Genomic DNA, 19,523 nt, shown 5'->3' on the forward strand with positions numbered 1-19,523 from the left:
CGTCAGGCCAGTAGATCGCCCGACCATTTGTCGGTCGTCGGTTTCTCTGCGCCGTCACCAGAGCCGCGCCGATGCGGCGTCAGGCCGAGTTCGGCGGCGAGTAGCCGCGCTTCCCGCATGGTGCCCATCAGCATCTTGAACGCGGGATGCGTCACCAGACCTTTCTCGGTCGCGAGAACATGCCCCTCGGTTGCCATCATCTCGTTGTAGATCCGCGACAGGCCAACGGCCCGGCAGTAGCTTTCGAGCGTGGCGAGCGTGTCGTCGGTCAGGTGGCCGCGGCCTTGCAGCAGAGGCGCCACACGTTTCCACTCGGCCGCGCCGTGCGCTTCAAGCCCGCCGGGCGGCGACGGGCAACGGCCAGCAGCCACGCCCTCGATCATATTCAGCTTCGGCTTGCGGCCCTTCATGACCAAAAGTCCCATTTGGAAAGTGCCATTTTCGGCGGCGTTGCGCGCGAAACGAGGGCGCCGGTTTCAGCACCCGCCCGCCGAATTCGATCACCGCCCCGGCCCTTGACGGGGTTGCCGAAGCCGCCATCCTCGCGGACAGTCTTCCGGTCGTGACAGGGCTTGCACATCGGCTGCCAGTTCGATCGCTGCCAGAACAGCTTCTGGTCGCCCTTGTGCGGAATGACGTGATCCACGACGGTAGCCGCGGCACCACAGGAGCAGAGCGGGTTCAGCTTCAGGAACTCGGCTCGCGCCGTTGCCCACTTGCCGGTGTAGCCGCGCTCGTTCGCGGACGGACGACGCGCCTCGGCGGCAGCCTTCGAGGCGGCAGCGCAGATCGGGCAGCGTGCGCCAGTGAACGGCGGATGCCCGGCAGCACAGTGACGAGGCGCGGCCCATGGCATCACGTCACCAAAGCGCGATGATGCCGGTTGCCGTAGCCGCCGTGACGTGGCTCGCGCGGATCGGCAGAATGGTTCCCGCCGCGACGTTCGCGAACGTCACGCTCTGCCCGCCTCGCATCGTCACGGTCACGTTGCCGTCGCTCCCGACGAAGAGGGCGCGGGTCAGGAAGGGCAATGCGGTCGCCGCGGCAGTGACAGCGGCGGCGTTGTCGGCGGGGCTGTCGAGGCCCGGCAGGTGATTGGCGAAGGTATCGGCCATGTCAAAAATCCCAGATGCGGAGGTTGCGGAGCATGTCGTCTTCTCGATCGGCCGGTATGCTCTCGTCGTCGCCGTCGTAGATCCGGCAGAGCCGGTCGAGGATCGCCATTCGGATCGGCTCCGGCACGGTCGTGTAGCCGCAGGAGAAGCGGACGGTGACGGCCTCGGGATGCGCGGCAGTCGCCGGCCAGCCGGTCGCCGGATGGATCACGGCGCCCTCGTCGCTGCCCAGTCCGGCCACGATGTAGGCGCCGGGTTCGAGCGTCACGGTCGAGCCGTCGGCGGCGACATAGGCGACCGATGTCACCTCGCGGCACGGCGGCAGCGGCAGGCGGATCGGCCCGGTGAAGCGGTCGAGGGTGATCTCCCACACCTGCGGCTTGATCGCCCGGCCAAGATAGCCGTTCGGCCCGTCGAGGCGTTCGGTTGCCGCGCGGATGTAGGTTTCGAGGATCGCGTCATCCTCGTTGTGATCGACGCGCAGCCGGGCCAGCGCCTCGGCCAGCGTGACCGGAAGTTCGGTTGGCGGCGTGATCTGCTTCAGCATGGCTTCCCCCGGAAGAGCGGCAGGCCGGGAAGCCCCGGCCCGCCTGGATCGCTTAGACGCTGGTGGCGACCTTCAGCAGGCGGATCGCCTCGGCCTTCACCACGTCGCCCCCGACACGGCGGCGGCCATGGAAGCGCGTCTGCCCGTTGGTGGCGCGGCTGTAGGGGTCACGCATGACCGACAGGCTCAGCCGGTCCACCACGCGGTAGCCCTGCTTCAGATCGCCGAAGAGGATCGGCAGCGCGTTCGCGGCCACGTCGGGCATGTCCGGCAGTTCGATGACGGGGCGGCCCAGGATGGTCGGCGGGTTGCCCTCGGCCAGGCTTTCGGCCCAGAGGAAGTGCCCGTCGCTGGTCTTCAGCTTGCGCACGGCGCCGATGGTCGAGCGGTTCATGCCCCAGACCGCGTTCGCCGCGTAGAAGCCCGGCAGCGCGTGGAACATGCCGATGATCGCGTCGGCCGAGATTGCCGCCGCCGCGCCGCTGGCCACCTTCGGAACCGACGTGTCGGTCAGGATGCCGCCGGGTTGCCCGGTGCCGGTGCCCGAGACGAAGGCCGCGCCTTCGAGGCGCCCGAACTCTTCGGCGAAGTCCGCCGCAAGCTCGCCCTGAAGGTTGTACTGGTTGTCTTCGAGCAGCGCGTTCGACACGTCCACATAGCAGGCGGCCTCGTGCGGGGTCAGCACGATCTCGCCATAGGTCGGATCGGTCGAAGAGCGGTTGCCGGTCTCCGAGACCCACGCGGCGGTGAGCGTGCCGGTGCGCTTGGGCATCCGGGCCTCGGCCGCGCCGATGCTGATGACACGGGCGTGTTGCCGGATCGGCGAGAACTGGACGAGGTTCTTCACCACTTCCTTGACGAACTCGCTCGGCGCGAGGTAGCCGCCGCCGTTGGTCGCCATGTCGAGCGACTTCAGTTCCGCGCCCGCCGCGTCACCGTGCTTGATGTAAGCGCCGAAGGCCTTGGTCTGGATCTCGCCCGGCTCTTCGGCCTTGGTGATGATGCCCGGCCGCGCCAGTTTCTGTTCGATCCGGCCCGCCGCCTTGACGACGTTGCCCACGCTCTCTTCGACGGCGGCGAGGCGGGTGTCGAGGCTCGCCACGGTCTCTTCGACCGCCGTCATGCGGTCCTCGATGTCGTTCGCCGCTTCAGGCGCGGCAGCCTTCTGTTCATCAGCCATGATCCGGCTCCTGTTGCTTGCCGCACGCGCGGCGGATGGTGCCGCGACGGCGGCAGTCTTCACGCTGGTGATCCGCGCGGACGATGCCGCCGGGATGGACACGAGCGAGATTTCGATGAGGTCGATTTCGGTCAGCAGGCGCGCCCCGCCCGGCAGGCGCTCGGCCCGCTTCGTCCGGTAGCCGATCGATAGCCCGTTCAGCGCGCCAGCCTTCAGCAGCGCATAGGCCTCGGCGCCCCGCATCGTTTCCAGCACGAGGCGGCCAGTGACATGCAGGCCCTTCTCATCCTCGCGCATGTCGAGCCAGCGCCCGACAGGCTGCGTCGGGTCGTGCTGCCAGAGCAGGAGCGGCATCGTCCCCGCCTCCCGGTGCGCCTTCAGGCTTGCGGCGTAGGCGCCTCGCGCGACCACGTCGCCCGCGCTGTCAGGCTCGCCGCCGAAGGGCGAGGCATAGCCGGCGATGAGACCGGCCTCGGTCGATTGAAATTTGATTTCAAGGTCAAGCCGCTCCATGGGCGCCCCCTGCGTCTTCGGTGTTCAAAGGAAGCCGGAACTGGTCGCCGCCCGCGTAAGGCGCCCGGTTCTCGGCCGCCCTGATCTCGTTCGGCGACAAAAGTCCGTTGGTGACGGCCTTCGCGTAGGCCTCGAAGCGCGCGGCCAGATCAGCGCGGGCGATGTCGTCGGCCAGGAACTCGGCGTGGTAGGTCGTCCGCTCTTCGGGCGTCAGCAGCGCGCGGCGGATCGCACCTTCCCAGAGCTTCAGCCACGGCAGGAGCGTCAGCGTCAGGAACTGTTGCCCCATGTGCTCGGCGTTGTTGTGGGTCGTCCGCTCAAGCTCCTGAAGCAGGTGAAGCGGGATGCGGAACACGCGGGCGATCTCGGCGACCTGATGGCGGCGCAGTTCGAGGAACTGAAGATCGACCGACGAGAACGAGACCGGCACGAAGTCCATGCCGTCTTCGAGGATCAGGGTCCGGCCGGAGTTCTCGCCCCCGGCATGGGCTGCGTTGAAACTGTCGCGCAGCTTGCGCAGCGTCTCCGGCCCCAGCGTCTTGGCATATTTGAACACGCCCGACGGCCGGGCGCCCTGGGCGAACAGCTTGGCCGCGTGCAACTCCATCGCGCTCGCCAGACCGATCGCCTCGCGCGCCTGCATGATCGGCGACAGGCCCACGTTGGGCGATGTGCCCAGCGTGCGCAGGTGGAGGATCTCCGTCCGGGCAAATTCGCGCTGCGTGGCGTCGCTCGCGGTCACGCGGTAGCTCGGCTCCATAGTGACAGCGTCGGTCAGCACTTCGACAGCCGACGATTGCAGCGGGATCAATTCGGTGATCTTCCCGCCCGTCCGGTTGATGAAGGCGAAGGCGTTGCCGTGCAGGAGCACCTGCGTCTGCATGAACAGCCGGAACTCGGCCGCACTGGTCCAGTCATTTGCCTGGTCGTGCAGGATCTCGGCAAGCGGGTGATCGGTGGCCCGTTCCTTCCCGCCGTCAGCAGTGCGGCGATAGAGATGCAGCGGAAGTTGCGCGACGCTCTCGGCCAGCACCTTGACCGATGCATAGACGGTCGGGCAGCGGAGTGCGGTTTCGGGCGTGACTGCCACACCGGCCGCGGAAGGCGAGCCGCCGAACAAGGCGATCAATTCCGGCGATGGACTGGCCACGCCGGATTTCGTTTCAGAGCGGGATTTAAAAAGGCGAAGCATTGCGCCCCCGTGCAATTACTCGCCTAATTTACAGCAGGGGCGCTAATTGATAAAGATGGCAAACCCTAGCAAAACATTGCAGCGGGCTTTTTAATATCCGCCATCCTCCTTTGCCGCCAAAGCGGCGCCGTAAAGCGCGCGGGCCTTGAGGGCGAGAATTACGTCACCGAGGCCGCGGTAAACGTGATCGAAAATATCGCTGGCCATTTCGTCGGCGGTTTCCACGGTCCAGGGCGACAGTTCGGCGACACGCTGGATGGTCTCGACTATTTGCGGAGGCAGTTCCCTCATTGGCGCCCCCCGAGCCATTCTGCCAGTTCGCCGCGGTCGGCGTAGTAGCGCCCACCGCCCGGTTGGCGGATCGGCGCCTTGCCAGAGCGTGCCCAGCGGCGAGCGGTGTCGATACTGATCCCGAGGGCTTGGGCGATCGCAGGGAGGCCCCATATCCCTGCCGGGGCGCTGTTGATGGCGTCGAGCGGGGGTTGATCTGCCATTTGTTCGTTCCCTTGCTGGATGGCTTTGTCAGCGCACTTCGTCGCCTCTGATCGGAACACACGGAACACACCATAGGTGTGTGTTCCGGTTGTTCCGGAACACACCGGAACATTGTTCCGTTCGTGTTCCGTCTTGTTCCGGTGTGCTCCGGTCATGTTTCGAGCCTCGCAAGTCGGTAATGGTCGTCATGGACGGACAGCCATCCGGACTCCACGAGCTTCTTCCGGGCGCGCTGGAATGCGACCTTCTTCGCATCCTGGTTGTCGCCGGTGTGCGCTGCGTAGAATGCGCGTCGCCAATCATCGACATGGACAGACGCGGAAAGGTCTTCCATCGCACCGCAAGTCTCGCGGCGGACCTTGTTGAAGGTGTCGAAGCCAATGCGGGCGTCACCCATTAGGCGCGGCGCTTTCTTAGGCTGCCCCGATGCCATGCGCTCCACAAGAACGGCGCTAGTGATGACCTCGCATTCTTTCGTGACGCCCACATCGACGGGCGTAAGAACAAAGTGCATATCCGGCGGCACCGCCGCGTCTTTGGTCTTCGTATTGACCACGCGGACTTCGTCACCATCCTTCTCGACGCGATATTCGACATCAAGCGCAGCTTTCAAGTTCATCGATCCCCGTGCTCGCATCTTTTCGGCGTGTCCGGTATGGTGGACAACGAGGCCGGTGCATTTGTCGTAGCGGGCAGTAACCGCGCACACGGCATTAACGAAGGCGTTCATATCTGGGGGTGCGCTCTCATTGCCGGAGCCAAAGTTTCGCGCCAGAGTGTCAATGATGATCAACGCCGGTGGACCCTCTGCTGCGGCCACGGAATCCACCACTTCCGCAACAAGCGAGACAAAGTTCGCGTCAAGAAAATCCGCCGCCATTTTAGAGAAGAATAGAGGTGCATTAGCGGTTGCGACGCCAGATTGGCGCTCCCACGCCTTAACGCGCCTTGTAAGGCCGCTGTGACCTTCACCGGCGATATAGATAACCGGCCCCTGCCGAACTTCCCGCCCATGGAATGGAACGCCACAAGCTACGCAGCACGCCATACCGATGGCAACAAAAGACTTGCAGCACCCAGGATCGCCGAAGATCAGTGCAAAGCTGGACGTTTCGAGGATGCCGTCGATATGGAACTCCGGCTCGCGGAACTCCATGTCCGAGACGCGGACCAACTCGAACTTCGGCTTCATGGCCGGCGCAGCTTGTGGCGCCACCGTCAGAGCCTCAACGCCATCGGCGAACAGATCCTCAAAGGGATTTGGCAGTGCGACCATTAGACGGTTCCCCCTTTCGCGGCTGCCTCGGCATCCCTTGCGGCCTCAAGAAATTGTTTTTGCAGACCAGCCGGCAGTAGCCGCCAAGCACGTTTCATCGCGTTCATCCGCTGCACGGCCCAGTAGCCGTAGGCGTCGGGGTCGGTCGGCTGTGCCGCGGCACGGGAGGCATACCAGCCGCCGCGACTGTCGGCCTTGCGCAACATCTCGTCATACCGCTCGCCGTGGGCCGGACTGACCGCACGGGCAGCGATCGCCACGGCGGCCAGAACGGCCGCAGTCTGATCGCCGTCGAGGCCCAGCTTGTGCGCGAGCATGTCGGCGGCCTCTTTCGATGCGCGATGAACGCTCGCGCCGCTGAAGATCCGGTGAAGACGTTCGCCTAGAGCCTCGCGGATCTCGTCGTCCGCCCGCAGCCCTCGCACGCTTTCGGCATTGCGATCGACGCTGCCGTCAATCCTGATCCCAGCAGCTTCCAGGGCGGCCTTGAAGGCGGCATTCAGCGTCGCCCAATCGAGCCGCGGTAGGTCGGCCACGTTCCAATCCTCGGGCGCATCGCCCTCGTATTCGAGCACCGCACCCGACGGATGCCGGCCGTGGATCATCACCTGCCTGCCTGGATGGTTCGCGAAGATCTCCACCTTGGCGGCATCATCGCCGATTGAGCGGGAAAGACCCTCAACGCCTTCTCCAGCGCCGTAGAATAGCATCCGCCGCGCGCTGCCTTGGCGCTGCCTCACGATGACTGCCGACTCGGCAACCATCTCGAACGCCCGGCGGGCGGCGTCCGCGCGACTCGGGTCGTCAATGTCGATATCGACGCCAACAAAGCCGCTGGTGATTGCGCCCGTCCCGGCGTGGGGCAGCGCAGTGGGGGCGCCTTGCGCGTTCCGCGTTCGCGGAATGATCGGCTCGGGACGGGATGGGTCGTATTGGAACGAAGGCCAAGCCGCAAAGAGCGGCCCCTTCGACTTCTCGTCCACAGGCACGATCCGCCAGCCATTGCCGTGAAGGCGCGCCCGCAACTCGATGGTATCAGCCCACGTCATCGCCAGAACCTCCAGCGCCCGCAGGTCCACCACGAGTTGACAAGCCGCTCGCGAGCCGCCCCGGCCTGAGACGGCAGGGCGCAAATGCGGACGGTGAACCAAACGCGGCAGTCGAGGGCAGTAACGGACGGCGGTGAAACGTGCGGTTCGCCCCACCGCACCGCGAAGGCGCAGGTCGCGCATTGGTTTTTCGCCCGGCGAACGGCATCGGGTGATGACATGCGCGAAAACGTGCTGTATCGTTTTTGCAGGTCGCTGGGGTTTGGCAAAGTTCCGTGGCCGCTTGCCCGGTCGAGGCGTTGCAGCGCCTCACCGGGCGTTCGCATTTCAAGTCTCATGGATCACTCCCAGGTGTAGGCGCCGGCGCGCCCGTTGCCGGCGCCGAGGAAGGCGAAGAGGGCGCACGAGACCGAAGCCTCGCGCCAGAAGACGCCCGGCCGCCGTTGCGGATCAGTCCCTCGTTCGAGAAAGCGGGCGATCATCGCGCCCGACTCGTCGCGGATCTCGACTGCCGGCGACGTGATGCCGAAGGCGATCGTCTGGCGCATCATGCCTTCACGCTTGGGGTTCTCCGATCCGATGGTGGCGATGATGCCGGCGAGCATGTCGCCCGCGGTCAGCACCTCGCCCGGATAGCTGTCCGGCAGACCGGCAGGACGTAGCGCCAGATATCGCGCAACTGCCTCCGCTGCGTCTTTCGCCAGCGGCGCCAGAGCAATTCCGGTAATCAGCGCCGCGACGTGCTCAGGTTCAACATCTGCGATCGCCTTTCCGCGACTGGTCGGCAGCATTCCTGCGATTTGAAGCGCGCGGGCGATGGTGGTTACTTTCACCTCCGGCTCGCGCGTGACGACAATCATGTCGTCTATCAGGTTTCTAAGGCTGGGCATGTAGATCTCCTTTCATGGTATGAAACTACCACAAACCACTTTAGGAAGTCCACCCGCGTGGGTGACATATTCTGCCACCCATCACGCCGCCTGTTTTGCCCGCTCTTCAATCCAAGTCAGAATATCCGCCTCCCGCCAGTAACGACGGCGGGCAATGTAAATTGGGCGCGGGAAATTCATCGCTGAATCGTTCCGCCACCGCCACAAAGTCATATCGCTGACGTTGCCGCAGATGCTGCGGACCATTGCAGAAGTAATCAGTTTCGCGGTCATGTCGTGCCCCGTTATATCGCGTTATGGCGCATATATGACGGGTGCAGGACGATGCCGCTACGACAAGAAATTCCGATTACTTGGCGGCCTCGGCCGCTTGGCGATAATAGGCCAGGCCACGTTCGACTGTCCGCGTGGTCAGACCCAGCACGTCCGCGATTTCAGCGACGGACATGCCTTCCTCTTTCGCCTTTCCGACCTCCCACCATTTCGACGGCGGCCGGCTCGGCTGCCCTTTTCCGCGGTTGCCGTCGAGCAGATCCGCGATGGCGTTGCGGATCTCCTGGTCGATTGGCTCGCCAGATCGCAGGATCTCGCAGGCTCGCGCTCGCCGCTCGGCCAGATCGTCGGCGAGCTTCATGCCATCGCGTCTGGTCGCGAGGAAGAGGGCGCGAAGATCAGCCATTCGCTCGCGCCTCCAGCCTCACCACGTTATCCGTCTTGCCCTCCACCAGCGACGCCACGAACCGCGCCCAAGCCTCCAGCGCCTGCCGCTTCTCGTCGGCGTAGTCGTGCCGCTGATAGACGGCGACGATCCCGCCTCCGGTCCCGCTCACATGGTTCAGGACGGCCTCAGTGACGCGGACGGCGATGCCGAGGCGCGCCATTCCGGTTGCCGCCGTCCTGCGCAGGTCGTGGAACGTCCAGCGCGGGATTTCGACAGGCTGCCCCCGCTCCTTGCTGGCGATCGTCGTCATGGCCTCGGCCAGTGTCGCCCGTGCCTTGAAGAAGCCGCTGACGGGCGTTCGGCCGGTCGTGGTGAAGATGAACCGCGCCCTGCCCTCCCCGTCCGTCACGCGCTCCACGCCATCCAGGACGGCGATCACGGCTTCTGCGAGCGGCACGTCATGCACCCGGCCGTTCTTCGTCCGGTCTGCCGAGAGGTGCCAGAGATCGCCCCGGATCTCGTTGTCGGTGATTTGCGCCACCTCGTTTAGCCGTTGGCCCGTCAGAAGCAGCACCTTGCCGACCGGCCCCCACGGAAAGCCCTCGGCTTCGCAGGCCGCCCAGAACCACCGGATCTCGTCGTCGGTCAGCACCCGGTCGCGGCTGGCCTCCTTTGCCACCGGCTTCACGCCGGTCGCCGGGCTTGTCGCCAGAATGTCCCGCTCGACACACCAGCCGAGGAACTTGTTCAGGTAGGCGCGGACGCGGTTCGCGGTCACCACGCGGCCACTGTCCGCGATGCCGTCGAGCAGGCCGATCACATCGCGCTTGGTGATCGTGTGAATATCGCGGTCGCCCCATGCCGCGACCACGAAGCGGTCAAGCTCGCGCCGCACCACGTCGCCGCTTTTCAGCTTGGACAGGTGCCGCTTGTCGAACTGGCTGATCAGGGTCTTGATCTTGTCGCGGTCATTCTCAGGCTTCGGAGCTTTGGCGGCCTTGACCTCCGCTGCCGGATCGGTGCCGGCGCTTGCCGCGGCCAGGGTTTGCCGGGCACGCTCGCGCGCATCCGCAAGGGACAGCATCGGGAACGCGCCGAGAGACATGCGCCGATGCACCCCGCCATGCCGGTAGCGGACCTGCCAGCCCTTTTTCCCGGTCGGCTGGACGATGAGATAAAGCCCGACGCAGAGGCTGTCCGGGATCTCCTGTCGCTTGTCGGTCGGTTTGATCTTCTCGACGGTTGCGGCGCTCAGCTTCATGTCAACTGGTCCTCCGGGGGAACAATCTGGGGAACAGAGTAGCGGATACCCTCTGTTCCCCGATGTTATGCGGCGATAGCCGAAAAAGCCAATTTTTATTGGCGCCTCAACGAGCTATGGGTGCCGATAGTTTTTCTTCGTTATGCGCCGTTAGGCCCGGAAAATAGACTGTTAATCAATTGGTCGTAGGTTCGATCCGTACCGCCGGAGCCAAATAATCCTGCTAAGTGGCGGATAAGTGGCAACTTCTTGCGAGGGCAAAGAAGTGGACCATTCATCCGTGCACGAGCCGTATAACAAGAACGGCTCCTTCACCTTCAAGAAATCCGGCGTCTTCTACTTCGTGCGGCGCGTCCCGCGCGACCTGGAGCGCTTCCACACCACGAGGCGCATCTCGTTCTCCCTGCGGACGCGATCCCAGGACGCCGCCGTCGTGCGGGCACGCGAACTCGCCGCACGACTCGACCGGCACTGGCACGACCTCCGCATGCAGCACGACACGCTGCTCTCCCGGTATCTCCGAACCGTCCCCGAACCGTCTGAACCACGCTCCGAAACACGCGCGGGCGAATCTTCTGGTCAACAGACGGCATCCGCTGCCGCTGCCCCCGAGTCGGAAGCGTTGCCGGTGCTCTCGGACGCTGTGGGGCGGTATGTCGCACTGACCGGACGCGCGCGTCCGCAGAGCTTCCACAACGCCGTGGCTCGGGTCTCTGCCTTGCTCGTGAAGCTCTGCGGGGACAAACCGGTGGACGGCTACACACGCTCCGACGCCTGCAAGTTCCGGGATCATCTCGTGAATGCGGGCGTGGCCGGGAGCACGATCATCCGCAAAATCAACACCGTGCGGGCTGAGCTTCGCGGCGTCAGAAGCGGGCGCACTGCAGACGACGGCGTTCAGCTAGCTCTACGTGGATGCCAAGGCCGGAACATCGGAGCGCCAGCCGTTCTCGACGCCTCAGCTTCAGCGTCTGAACACGCTCTGCCGCGACCCGGACGACGAGCGCCGATGGCTGCTCGCGCTGTCGCCGACACCGGGCTGCGGCTTGGGGAAACTGTCGGCTTGCTCAGGTCTGATTTCCGCGTGGTCGACAGAGTGCCTGCCGTCTTCATCCAGCCGCACCCTTGGCGGCGCTTGAAGAACGCCAGCAGCAAGCGTGTCGTCCCGCTCATGGGTGAGGCGCTCTGGGCGTCTCAGCGCATCTTCGACACGACCTCGGCCAGCCCGTTCGCCTTTCCAAGCCACAACGACGGCGAGACCAGCCGCACGAACAGCGCGTCGGCGACGCTCAACAAGTGGCTGGACGTGAACGGACTGAAAGGCGTGTCAGTCCACTCCCTGCGCCACAGCTTCCGCGATCGATGCCGCCGGATCGTCTGCGCGTCCGTCAGGCGGAAAGGGTTGCTCAGCGGCAAGCTCTCCTTGCGGAGCCTGAATCATGCCACCTGCCAAAATCCATGGATCTGGAGTCCAGCGACGCGTCGGCAGGATCTGGAACAACGCCACGGACGTAGCGGAAAGGCTCTCGACAGCCAGCCGCGAGCCAGCGGTGCTCGCCGGCGCCGACTGCCTGCCGAGGGAAACGGCCGGTCTGCGTCACAAAACCGTGGCCAAGATCCGCCATTGGAGTGGGCGTGACCTGTGACTCATCCGACGGAACCTTCATGAGCGACTTGCCTCCCACACCGCGGTGTCACCGCACGCTCTTTCTCGCCGACCGTGACCCGGGATCGCGAGGAGGCCCCGCCGACCGGCTCGTCGACTTCCTGCGGCACAACTCCGCGGGGGCCAACGTCGTGTCGGGCGAGCTCCTTGACCTTCGGCATCCGCCCTTCCCGCAGCGAGGCAGGCTGAGCCCTCTGGATGGCGCAGAGGCCTGGGCGATGGCTCCGGCTGCCAATCGCGCGGTCGCCCGGGCATGAGCCGACGATCCGAGACCGCGGAGGTCCCCCGGCACCTCGCGGCGGGGTGGCTCGCCTTGCACCAACGGCGGCCGCGAGGACGGGCGCGCGAGACCACGCACTTGCCTTGCCTGTTCCGACCGGCCGGCGATCGCACCCGCTTCGAGCGCTCGACCCCGGAGACGAGCTTCCGAGCCGACGGACGCGCTGACGGGATCCCGTTCCGCACGCGTGCAAGGACGATCCGCTGGAAGACAGGGCGGTCGCAGGGCCCGACAGTCCCGTTCCGCACCCGCGAGGACCATCCCGCGATGCCCGTGCATGGCCCAGGTCCCGGGGCCGCATGGTCCGCCTCGGCCCCGCCTGCAGGACGCCCGACGCATCCCGCCGACGCCGCCCCTGCGCGGCCCGAACGCATCCACGAGTGAAAGGCTTCATCATGCTTGACATGACCTCGCGTCCCGATCCCGCGCCGACCGCTGCGCGCCAGATCGGAGCGGCCATCCACCGCCGCGGTCCCCTCAGCGCCGAGGGGATGATGGAGCGGCTGTTCTCGCGGCTGTTCCACGGCCTCGTCTATCCGCAGATCTGGGAGGATCCGCTGGTGGACATGCAGGCTCTGGCCATCGCGCCGGGTCAGCGCCTCGTCTGCATCGCCTCGGGCGGGTGCAACATGATGTCCTACCTGACCGCGGGGCCGGCGAGCCTGCTCGCCGTCGACCTCTCGCCCGCCCATGTCGCGCTGGGGCGGCTGAAGCTTGCCGCCGCCCGGCACCTGCCCGACCACGACGCCTTCTTCGACTTCTTCGGCCGCGCCGATCGCGCCGCCAATGTCCGCGCCTACGACCGCCACCTCGCGCCGCACCTCGACCCCACGACCCGCGCCTGGTGGGAGGCGCGCACGCCCTTGGGCCGGCGGATCGGCCTGTTCGCCCGCGGCTTCTACCGCCACGGGGCGCTCGGCCGCTTCATCGGGGCGGCGCATCTGGTGGCGCGGCTCGGCGGGACCGATCTGCGCGGGCTCGTTGCCTGCCGCACGATCGACGAGCAGCGCGCCTGGTTCAACGGCCATGTCGATCCGCTGTTCGCCTCGCCCCTCGTGCAGGCGCTGGCGCGTCATCCGGCCGCGCTGTTCGGCCTCGGCATACCGCCCGCGCAATACGAACTGCTGGCCGACGACGGCGACGGCGACGTGCTGCCGGTGCTGCGCGAGCGGCTGCGGCGCCTGTTCTGCGACTTCCCGCTGCGCGAGAACTATTTCGCCTGGCAGGCACTGACTCGCCGCTACCCCGAGCCCGGCGAGGGCGCGCTGCCGCCCTATCTCGAGCCCGCCGCCTTCGACGCGCTGCGCGTCCACGCGGCCGGAGCCGAGGTGGTCAACCGGTCGCTGACGACGGCGCTGGCGGGCGAGGCGGCGGGAACGATCCACGGCTTCTCGCTGCTGGACGCGCAGGACTGGATGACGCGGACCCAGCTCGCCGATCTCTGGCGCGAGATCACCCGCACGGCGGCGCCCGGGGCCACGGTCATCTTCCGCACCGGCGGCGCTCCGGACATCCTGCCGCGCCAGCTGCCGTCCGATCTGCTCTCGGCATGGCAGAGCGACCGCGTCACCGCCCGCGCCTGCCACGAGGCCGACCGCTCGGCGATCTACGGCGGCTTCCACATCTATCGGCGGCGCGCCGGATGACCCGCCTGCCCCACGCGGCGCTGATGGACGCCACCTACCGCCACCAGCGCCGGATCTACGACGTGACGCGGAGGTATTTCCTGCTCGGCCGTGACGAGCTGATCGCGGCGCTCGATCCGCCGCCGGGCGCCCGGGTGCTCGAGATCGCCTGCGGCACGGGGCGCAACCTCGACCTGATCGGCCGTCGATGGCCGGGCGTGCGCCTCCATGGCCTCGACATTTCCGAGGAGATGCTGCGGACAGCCCGCGGCCGCCTCGGCGGGCGGGCCCGGCTGGTGCAGGGCGACGCGACCCGCTTCGATCCGCAGGTGCTGTTCGGCACCGACCGGTTTGAACGGATCGTGATCTCCTACGCGCTGTCGATGATCCCGGACTGGCGCATGGCCCTCGGCCATGCCGCGTCGCATCTCGCGGAGGGCGGCGAGGTGCATGTGGTGGATTTCGGCGACCAGGCAGGCCTGCCGCGCTGGTTCCGGGCCGGCCTGCGCGGCTGGATCGGCCGCTTCCATGTCGAGCCGCGCGACGATCTCGACGCGGCTCTGGGTCAGGCGGCCGCCGGCATCGGCGGCACCCACCGGTCGGAAGCGCTGTTCCGGGGCTATGCCCGCCGCGGCATGATCCGGCGGGCGACGAACCCGCGGCCGCAGGGCTGAGGCGGAAGTCGGGGACGAGGCGACGGCAGGCACGGCGCCGGATCCGCCGCCGCAGGGTTGAGGCAGCGGACCGGCTACCGGGCCCAGAGGTGCAGCGGGCCGAGCCGGTCCGACTTCTTGGCGTGGTGCCGGTCCATGCGCAGCAGGATGCCGCGCAGGAAGGCCACGGTCGGCAGGATGAACGGCCCCTTGTTCAGCATGACGCAATCCGCGCGCTGGCTCATCGCCGCATCCGTCACCTCGGCCCGGCTGGCCTGCCCCTCCTTCGCCATGCCCTCCAGCACCTGCGTCGCCCAGACCACGGGAACCTGCGCCGCCTCGCAGAGCCAAAGGATCTCCTCCTGGATCTCGGACAAGCGTTCGAAGCCGATCTCGACCGCCAGATCGCCGCGGGCGATCATCACGCCCACCGGAAGCTCGGCCCCCGCCGCGACGATCAGCTCCGGCAGGTTGCGCAGCGCAAGCGGGGTCTCGATCTTCAGCAGGATCGCGGGCAGCGGACGGCCCGGCACCGCCCGCTCGCGCAGGGCGGCGACCAGCGCCTGAACATCGGCCGGGGTCTGGACGAAGGAGAAGGCGACCAGATCGGCATGCGGAACCACGAAATCGAGGGCGGCGTGATCCGCCGGCGTCAGCGCCTCGACCCGGAGGTTGCGCCCCGGCAGGTTCACCCCCTTCCCGGGCTTGATCTTGAAGCCCTTGGTCGGGGCGTGGCGGACCTCGAGCGCCGCATGATCCCGCGCAAGGCCGACCACGACCGCGCGCAGCCGGCCATCGTCGATCGTCACCTCGGCATCCTCGGTCAGCGCCTCGAGAAGCGCCGGATGGCTCAGCGTCGCGCGGATCAGGTGCTTCGGCCCGGCCGAAGTGGAGGCCGCGAAGGCAAGGCGGTCGCCGGGAAACAGGCGGGTCTTGCGCTCGGTCGACAGCTCCGCGATGCGGAACTTCGGCCCGCCGAGGTCCATCGAGATCGGGACGTGCCGATCCGATGCGCGCGACGCCTCGCGGATGTGGGCCACCATCGCGGCCCACTCCTGCGGCCCGTCATGGGCGCAGTTGATGCGGAAGACATCGGCGCCCTCGGCCACCAGCGACCGGACGAGGCGCGGATCGCCGGCCGCCTCGGCCGGAAGCGTCACCATGATCCGCGTGGAGGGTCCCTCCGACCGGGCGCCGAACAGCGCGTCACGCCGCTCGGCGAGGCTTTCGCCCTCCGCCGCGGGGGGCACCTCGTCCGAAGGCTCGCCCCCGATGTCGGCCAGCGCGGCAAGGACGGCCGCGAGGCTTGGCCGCACATGGCCGTCGAGCCGGCCCAGCGTCGAAAGACCGAGGCGCGCAAGCGGTCCCTGCAGCGGGGTGAGGTCGGTCTCGCGCAGCGCAAGCCAGTCGGCCAGATTGCGCGCCGACGGACGGAAGGCGTCGCGCCGGATCGCCGGCTCCCATTGCGCCATCCGCGCGTCCGAGCGTGCAAGAAGGTCATCCCGCAGCGCCGCAAGGTCGCCATGCAGTGCGCGCGCCAGTCCCCTCCGGCACATCACCGCCGCCGGCTGGTCCGACCTGACGATTCCATCCATGATCCGGTTCCCTCGCCTGAATGCGCCACCGCAGCTAGCACCCGTTCACGACGGTTCCGTGACGGGTGCCGCCCCCGCCGGATCGGCCTTCCGGAGCCCTTGCCGCGGTCCGCGATCAACCCAAGGGCCGGCCCGCCGTCATGCTTCCGACATCCGGATGCCCTAGACACCGGTACGGACAGCAACGGATCGATCCATGCGCCTGACGGGTCTTCTTCTGGCAGCCTTCCTTCTTGCCTCCCCTGTCGCATCGGCGGCGGAGACGGGTTCCGGCTGGCTTACCGACAGCACGGTCCTGCAAAGGCTGCCCGACGATCCTGAACCGGCGGCCGAGATCCTGATCGCAAGCCCCGTCCGCGTGCTCGGCCCCGAGCGGGCGGGCCGGGTGGAGGTGATGCTGAGCGGCTGGACGGACCCGGAGGGCCGCGTCCTCTATGCCAGCGCCAGCCCGGCGGTCGAACTCGCGCGGATCACGGCACCCGATCTTCTGACCCGGCACCTCTCGCCGGGCCCCGACGGCTGGACGCGGGCGGAGCTGCGGGGCTGGCTCGATCCGGCCGTGCTGACCGAAGATCCCGGGGCGCTGTGGCAAAGGGCCTTCACCTCCTACCGCTCGCGCTGCACCAGTTGCCATCCGCGGCGCGCACCCGGGAAATACAGTGTCGAGGAGTGGAAGGACTACTTCCGCATGATGGGCCCGCGCACCCGGCTGCCGCAGGTCGAGCAGCTGCTGATCCGCGCCTACCTTCAGCGCCATGCAAGCGATGCGGCAACGCTCGAGGGCGCACCCGCGCCAGCCGACGACACGACGCCCTGACCTTCACCGCGCCGGGAGGAGGCCACGGCCCTGCCTGCAAGCCGGGGCGGGAGAGGACGGCGAGACAGAGTCCGGCGTCCGATGGGGGCGGGCCGGATCGGGCGGAAAGGCTGCCGGGGCCTCACGCGGTCCCGGACGTCAGGGGGCGGAGCCTTGCGGCCCCGCCCCCGTCGGGCGTTACTTGCCCATCGCGGGGAACGGGCCGATGTAGCCCACATAGGCGCGGGCATCGGCGGGATCGGACAGCTTGTCCTCGTCGGATTCGCCGTAGGGGTGCTGGACCACCGCCGTCAGGTAGCCGTGGCCGCCGATGTCGGGATACCAGTAGACCGAGGTGCTTTCCGAACCGTAGGGCGTCGAGAAGATCCGAGTCAGCTTGCCGTCGGCAAGGTTCATCGACCAGACGACATCGTTCCGGTGGCCTTCGCCGGTGTCCTCGCCGATGATCAGCGTATCGTAGCCCGGGATGTAGGTGATGTTGTCGGGGTTCGCGATCCCGTCCACGTCGCAGGTGTTGCCGGCCTCGGGCGCGTCGGCGGCGTAGTCGGCCGGCTTGCCCGCGACGAGCGCCTTCATCGAGGTGGCGCGGAAATCCTTGCCAAGCTCCAGTTCATAGACCGCGCCACAGGAGTTCTTCGCCAGCCGGATGTCGTCGCGCCCGCCCCTGTCCTGCTTCGCGCCGCCCTCCATCGCCTTGGAGACCTCGGACATGGCAAGGTAGAGCCTGGCGTGGTCCGGATCGTGGGCGATGCCTTCCATCTTGCGGAACTCGGTGGTGGCGCCCAGCATCGAGGCATAGCGGCGCGTCTCCAGCCGCGAGGCCATGGCCTCCATCCCCGGCTTGACCTTCAGGCATTCCGCCCGGTCCTCGGCATTCGACGACAGGAAGCCTTCGGGGCAGGTCCCGTCCTCGGCCATGTCGGCGGTCTCGAAGATGTCCGGGAACTGCACGCCCTTCTCGATTGCCGCCCGGATCGTCGCATCGTCGGCATGGCCGAGGTCGATCCATTCCAGCGTCGCGGCCCCCGCGCCCTCGTCCGAGGTCTGCACCCACTTCGCGGCGAACAGCGTGCCCGCCGACAGGTCGCCCTCGGTGTCGGCCACGAACATGAAGAGGCCGACATTGGTGCCGTCATCCGAGATGTAGACGGTCTTGCGGTCCGGCATGACCTTGGCCAGCTCGACCGCCACGCGGCCCATCGCGAAATGCTTGGCGGGAGTCGCGGTGCCATCCTCGGCCACCGTGACCTCGGTCGGGAAGCCGTAGCGGTAGGGCTTGTAGGCCGCCCGGAACTGCTCCAGGGTCATGGTCGCGGGCTCCAGCCCCTCGTAGCGCACCATGGGGAAGTTGTAGTCGTCGATCTGGTCGAGCGCGGTCGCCTCCGCGATCTCGCGCGCATCGGCGGGGTATTCCTCGGATCCCAGATGGGTCTCCCACGGGGTGACGGAACCCGCGCAGGGCACCCAGAGGCCGCCGAAGGCCGAGAAGTCCACGGGCTTCGTCGAGATCGGCGCAAGCTTCCCGTCCGCGTCCTGCTTCAGCTCGCTGACATACATCGCACCCGGGCGGGATTCGAACTGCGTCACCGAAAAGAGCTTCCCGCCCACGCGCAGGAGCGAGGTGAAGTCGGCATCGACCGAGACATCCCCGGATCCGTCCTCGGATTTCACCGGTTGTCCCTTGCGGTCGGTCAGCGCCGCGAAGACGACATCGCCGAACCGGTCACCGGACCGGGCCAGGGTGGTGTAGCCGATGCTGTAGTCCTTGCCGTCGATCGTGACGCGGTCGGAGGCGAGCACCGCGCGCCGTGCCGCGTCATCGGCGGCAAAGGGCACGGGGGCGAAGGCGATCTCGCCGGCATGGGCGAGGATCGGGGCGGCGATCAGGGCGCTGGCTGCGAGAAGCTGGCTGCGCAGAGTCATGGACGTCTCCTTGTCCCGGTGGATGTCACGCTGTCCATAGACTCGCTTCTGCATCACGGATGTGACAGCCGAGGGCGGAGCCTGCCCGCTCGCCTCCTGCCGCAGAACGCTCGGCCGGCATTCCGTGGCTTGGGACCCGTCCTCAGGCGGGGCCACAAGCTGGGTCCGCCGCGCCGTATGGCGCGCAGCCGTCCGGTCTGGGTTCGAAGGCGGGCCCCGGCACGATTTCATCCGCTTGGACGGCCGCATTCAGGACCAGAGGGTCGGTCTGTCGCGCGAGTCGTCGCCACCCGCGCGAGGATCGCATCGCGTCAGGGCTGATACATGGCCGTGAAGAGCGTGATGCGAACAGGCGTGTGGGCGGTCAACTTGGCGCTGCCGCGCGACAGCAGCCAGCCATCCGCGCGTTTCAGTTCCGCAACGATCCGGGCAGCCGGCGACGCCTCGGCGATCAGGGGCGACGTCAGGGTGAAGTCCAGCGTCCTCGCCCCCCCGTCGCTGTCGAGGCGCGTTGCCGCATCCCGACCCTGCTGCCCGTGCGGGCTGGAGGGATCGTCGATCCGGATCTCGATGGTGCCCGCCGGGATGCGGGCGGCACCCTCGTAGTCGATGGTTCCGCGGATGTCCGCCGGTTGCGCCGAGACTTCGGCGATCCCCGCGATCGCCGCGGTTCCCGCAATCAGAACGAACCTTCGGTAATGGGCTGGAACTTTCATGCACACCTCCACCGGAACTTCCCGCGCCGGACCATTCCGGCGACCGGACCTGCGCGAAGGAGGGGGACC

At 67.2% G+C, this 19,523-nt stretch carries 21 protein-coding genes; 4 read left to right on the forward strand and 17 right to left on the reverse strand.

What is annotated here, in order from left to right:
- Positions 1–2: 2 nt before the first annotated feature.
- The 14 genes from CK951_RS09285 to CK951_RS09350 form a co-directional block, all read right to left on the reverse strand.
- The gene (locus CK951_RS09285) at positions 3–410 is read right to left on the reverse strand and encodes a P27 family phage terminase small subunit (RefSeq protein WP_157764532.1); all 408 of its coding nucleotides are present in this window, start codon (positions 408–410) and stop codon (positions 3–5) included.
- Positions 407–856 (reverse strand): HNH endonuclease, encoded by a 450-nt coding sequence (locus CK951_RS09290; RefSeq protein WP_096787214.1) that lies wholly within the window; start codon positions 854–856, stop codon positions 407–409. The genes CK951_RS09285 and CK951_RS09290 overlap by 4 nt, the downstream gene beginning before the upstream one ends.
- A 4-nt stretch (positions 857–860) precedes the next feature.
- Entirely contained in the window at positions 861–1,115 is a 255-nt protein-coding gene (locus CK951_RS09295) for a hypothetical protein (protein ID WP_096785876.1), read from the reverse strand.
- A gap of 1 nt (position 1,116) precedes the next feature.
- Positions 1,117–1,662 (reverse strand): phage head-tail connector protein, encoded by a 546-nt coding sequence (locus CK951_RS09300; protein ID WP_096785877.1) that lies wholly within the window; start codon positions 1,660–1,662, stop codon positions 1,117–1,119.
- A gap of 52 nt (positions 1,663–1,714) precedes the next feature.
- Entirely contained in the window at positions 1,715–3,355 is a 1,641-nt protein-coding gene (locus CK951_RS09305; RefSeq protein ID WP_096785878.1) for a phage major capsid protein, read from the reverse strand.
- Entirely contained in the window at positions 3,342–4,562 is a 1,221-nt protein-coding gene (locus CK951_RS09310) for a phage portal protein (protein ID WP_157764533.1), read from the reverse strand. The genes CK951_RS09305 and CK951_RS09310 overlap by 14 nt, the downstream gene beginning before the upstream one ends.
- A gap of 75 nt (positions 4,563–4,637) precedes the next feature.
- A complete protein-coding gene (locus CK951_RS09315) occupies positions 4,638–4,838 on the reverse strand; it encodes a hypothetical protein (protein ID WP_096785880.1) in 201 nt (66 codons plus the stop codon).
- Positions 4,835–5,197, reverse strand: coding sequence for a helix-turn-helix domain-containing protein (locus CK951_RS21665; protein WP_232520600.1), 363 nt, complete (start codon positions 5,195–5,197; stop codon positions 4,835–4,837). The genes CK951_RS09315 and CK951_RS21665 overlap by 4 nt, the downstream gene beginning before the upstream one ends.
- Positions 5,194–6,318 carry an AAA family ATPase gene (locus CK951_RS09325; RefSeq protein WP_096785882.1) on the reverse strand — a complete coding sequence of 375 codons (1,125 nt, stop codon included), beginning with the start codon at positions 6,316–6,318 and terminating at the stop codon, positions 5,194–5,196. The genes CK951_RS21665 and CK951_RS09325 overlap by 4 nt, the downstream gene beginning before the upstream one ends.
- Complete coding sequence (locus tag CK951_RS09330; protein WP_157764534.1) at positions 6,318–7,367, reverse strand: bifunctional DNA primase/polymerase; 1,050 nt, start codon at positions 7,365–7,367, stop codon at positions 6,318–6,320. Before CK951_RS09330 ends, CK951_RS09325 begins: the two co-directional genes overlap by 1 nt.
- A gap of 341 nt (positions 7,368–7,708) precedes the next feature.
- Entirely contained in the window at positions 7,709–8,257 is a 549-nt protein-coding gene (locus CK951_RS09335; protein WP_096785884.1) for a hypothetical protein, read from the reverse strand.
- 81 nt (positions 8,258–8,338) lie between these two features.
- The gene (locus CK951_RS09340) at positions 8,339–8,530 is read right to left on the reverse strand and encodes an AlpA family transcriptional regulator (RefSeq protein WP_096785885.1); all 192 of its coding nucleotides are present in this window, start codon (positions 8,528–8,530) and stop codon (positions 8,339–8,341) included.
- 76 nt (positions 8,531–8,606) lie between these two features.
- Positions 8,607–8,936, reverse strand: coding sequence for an ECF-type sigma factor (locus CK951_RS09345; protein WP_096785886.1), 330 nt, complete (start codon positions 8,934–8,936; stop codon positions 8,607–8,609).
- Positions 8,929–10,179: a site-specific integrase gene (locus CK951_RS09350; protein ID WP_096785887.1), complete on the reverse strand. Its 1,251-nt coding sequence runs from the start codon at positions 10,177–10,179 to the stop codon at positions 8,929–8,931. Before CK951_RS09350 ends, CK951_RS09345 begins: the two co-directional genes overlap by 8 nt.
- A 265-nt stretch (positions 10,180–10,444) precedes the next feature.
- Between CK951_RS09350 and CK951_RS09355 the strand changes: the two genes are divergently transcribed.
- The 3 genes from CK951_RS09355 to CK951_RS09365 all read left to right on the forward strand — a co-directional run bounded on the left by CK951_RS09355 (position 10,445) and on the right by CK951_RS09365 (position 14,424).
- The gene (locus CK951_RS09355) at positions 10,445–11,818 is read left to right on the forward strand and encodes a DUF6538 domain-containing protein (protein ID WP_157764535.1); all 1,374 of its coding nucleotides are present in this window, start codon (positions 10,445–10,447) and stop codon (positions 11,816–11,818) included.
- A gap of 702 nt (positions 11,819–12,520) precedes the next feature.
- Positions 12,521–13,771, forward strand: a complete 1,251-nt coding sequence (locus CK951_RS09360) for a DUF3419 family protein (RefSeq protein ID WP_096785889.1) — start codon at positions 12,521–12,523, stop codon at positions 13,769–13,771.
- The gene (locus CK951_RS09365; RefSeq protein WP_096785890.1) at positions 13,768–14,424 is read left to right on the forward strand and encodes a class I SAM-dependent methyltransferase; all 657 of its coding nucleotides are present in this window, start codon (positions 13,768–13,770) and stop codon (positions 14,422–14,424) included. The genes CK951_RS09360 and CK951_RS09365 overlap by 4 nt, the downstream gene beginning before the upstream one ends.
- 74 nt (positions 14,425–14,498) lie before the next feature.
- Here CK951_RS09365 and CK951_RS09370 read toward each other — a convergent pair whose 3' ends face one another.
- On the reverse strand, positions 14,499–15,998 hold the full coding sequence (locus tag CK951_RS09370; protein WP_096785891.1) for a pyruvate kinase: 1,500 nt from the start codon (positions 15,996–15,998) through the stop codon (positions 14,499–14,501).
- 196 nt (positions 15,999–16,194) lie between these two features.
- On the opposite strand from CK951_RS09370, the gene CK951_RS09375 reads away from it, so the two are divergent.
- Positions 16,195–16,815: a hypothetical protein gene (locus CK951_RS09375; protein WP_096785892.1), complete on the forward strand. Its 621-nt coding sequence runs from the start codon at positions 16,195–16,197 to the stop codon at positions 16,813–16,815.
- 177 nt (positions 16,816–16,992) lie between these two features.
- Here the strand turns inward: CK951_RS09375 and CK951_RS09380 are convergent, their stop codons facing one another.
- Entirely contained in the window at positions 16,993–18,738 is a 1,746-nt protein-coding gene (locus CK951_RS09380; protein WP_096785893.1) for a PhoX family phosphatase, read from the reverse strand.
- Between the two features lie 311 nt (positions 18,739–19,049).
- Complete coding sequence (locus CK951_RS09385) at positions 19,050–19,454, reverse strand: hypothetical protein (protein ID WP_157764536.1); 405 nt, start codon at positions 19,452–19,454, stop codon at positions 19,050–19,052.
- Positions 19,455–19,523 lie beyond the last annotated feature (69 nt).

The sequence above is a fragment of the Rhodobacter sp. CZR27 genome (genome assembly GCF_002407205.1).
GTDB lineage: Bacteria > Pseudomonadota > Alphaproteobacteria > Rhodobacterales > Rhodobacteraceae > Cereibacter_A.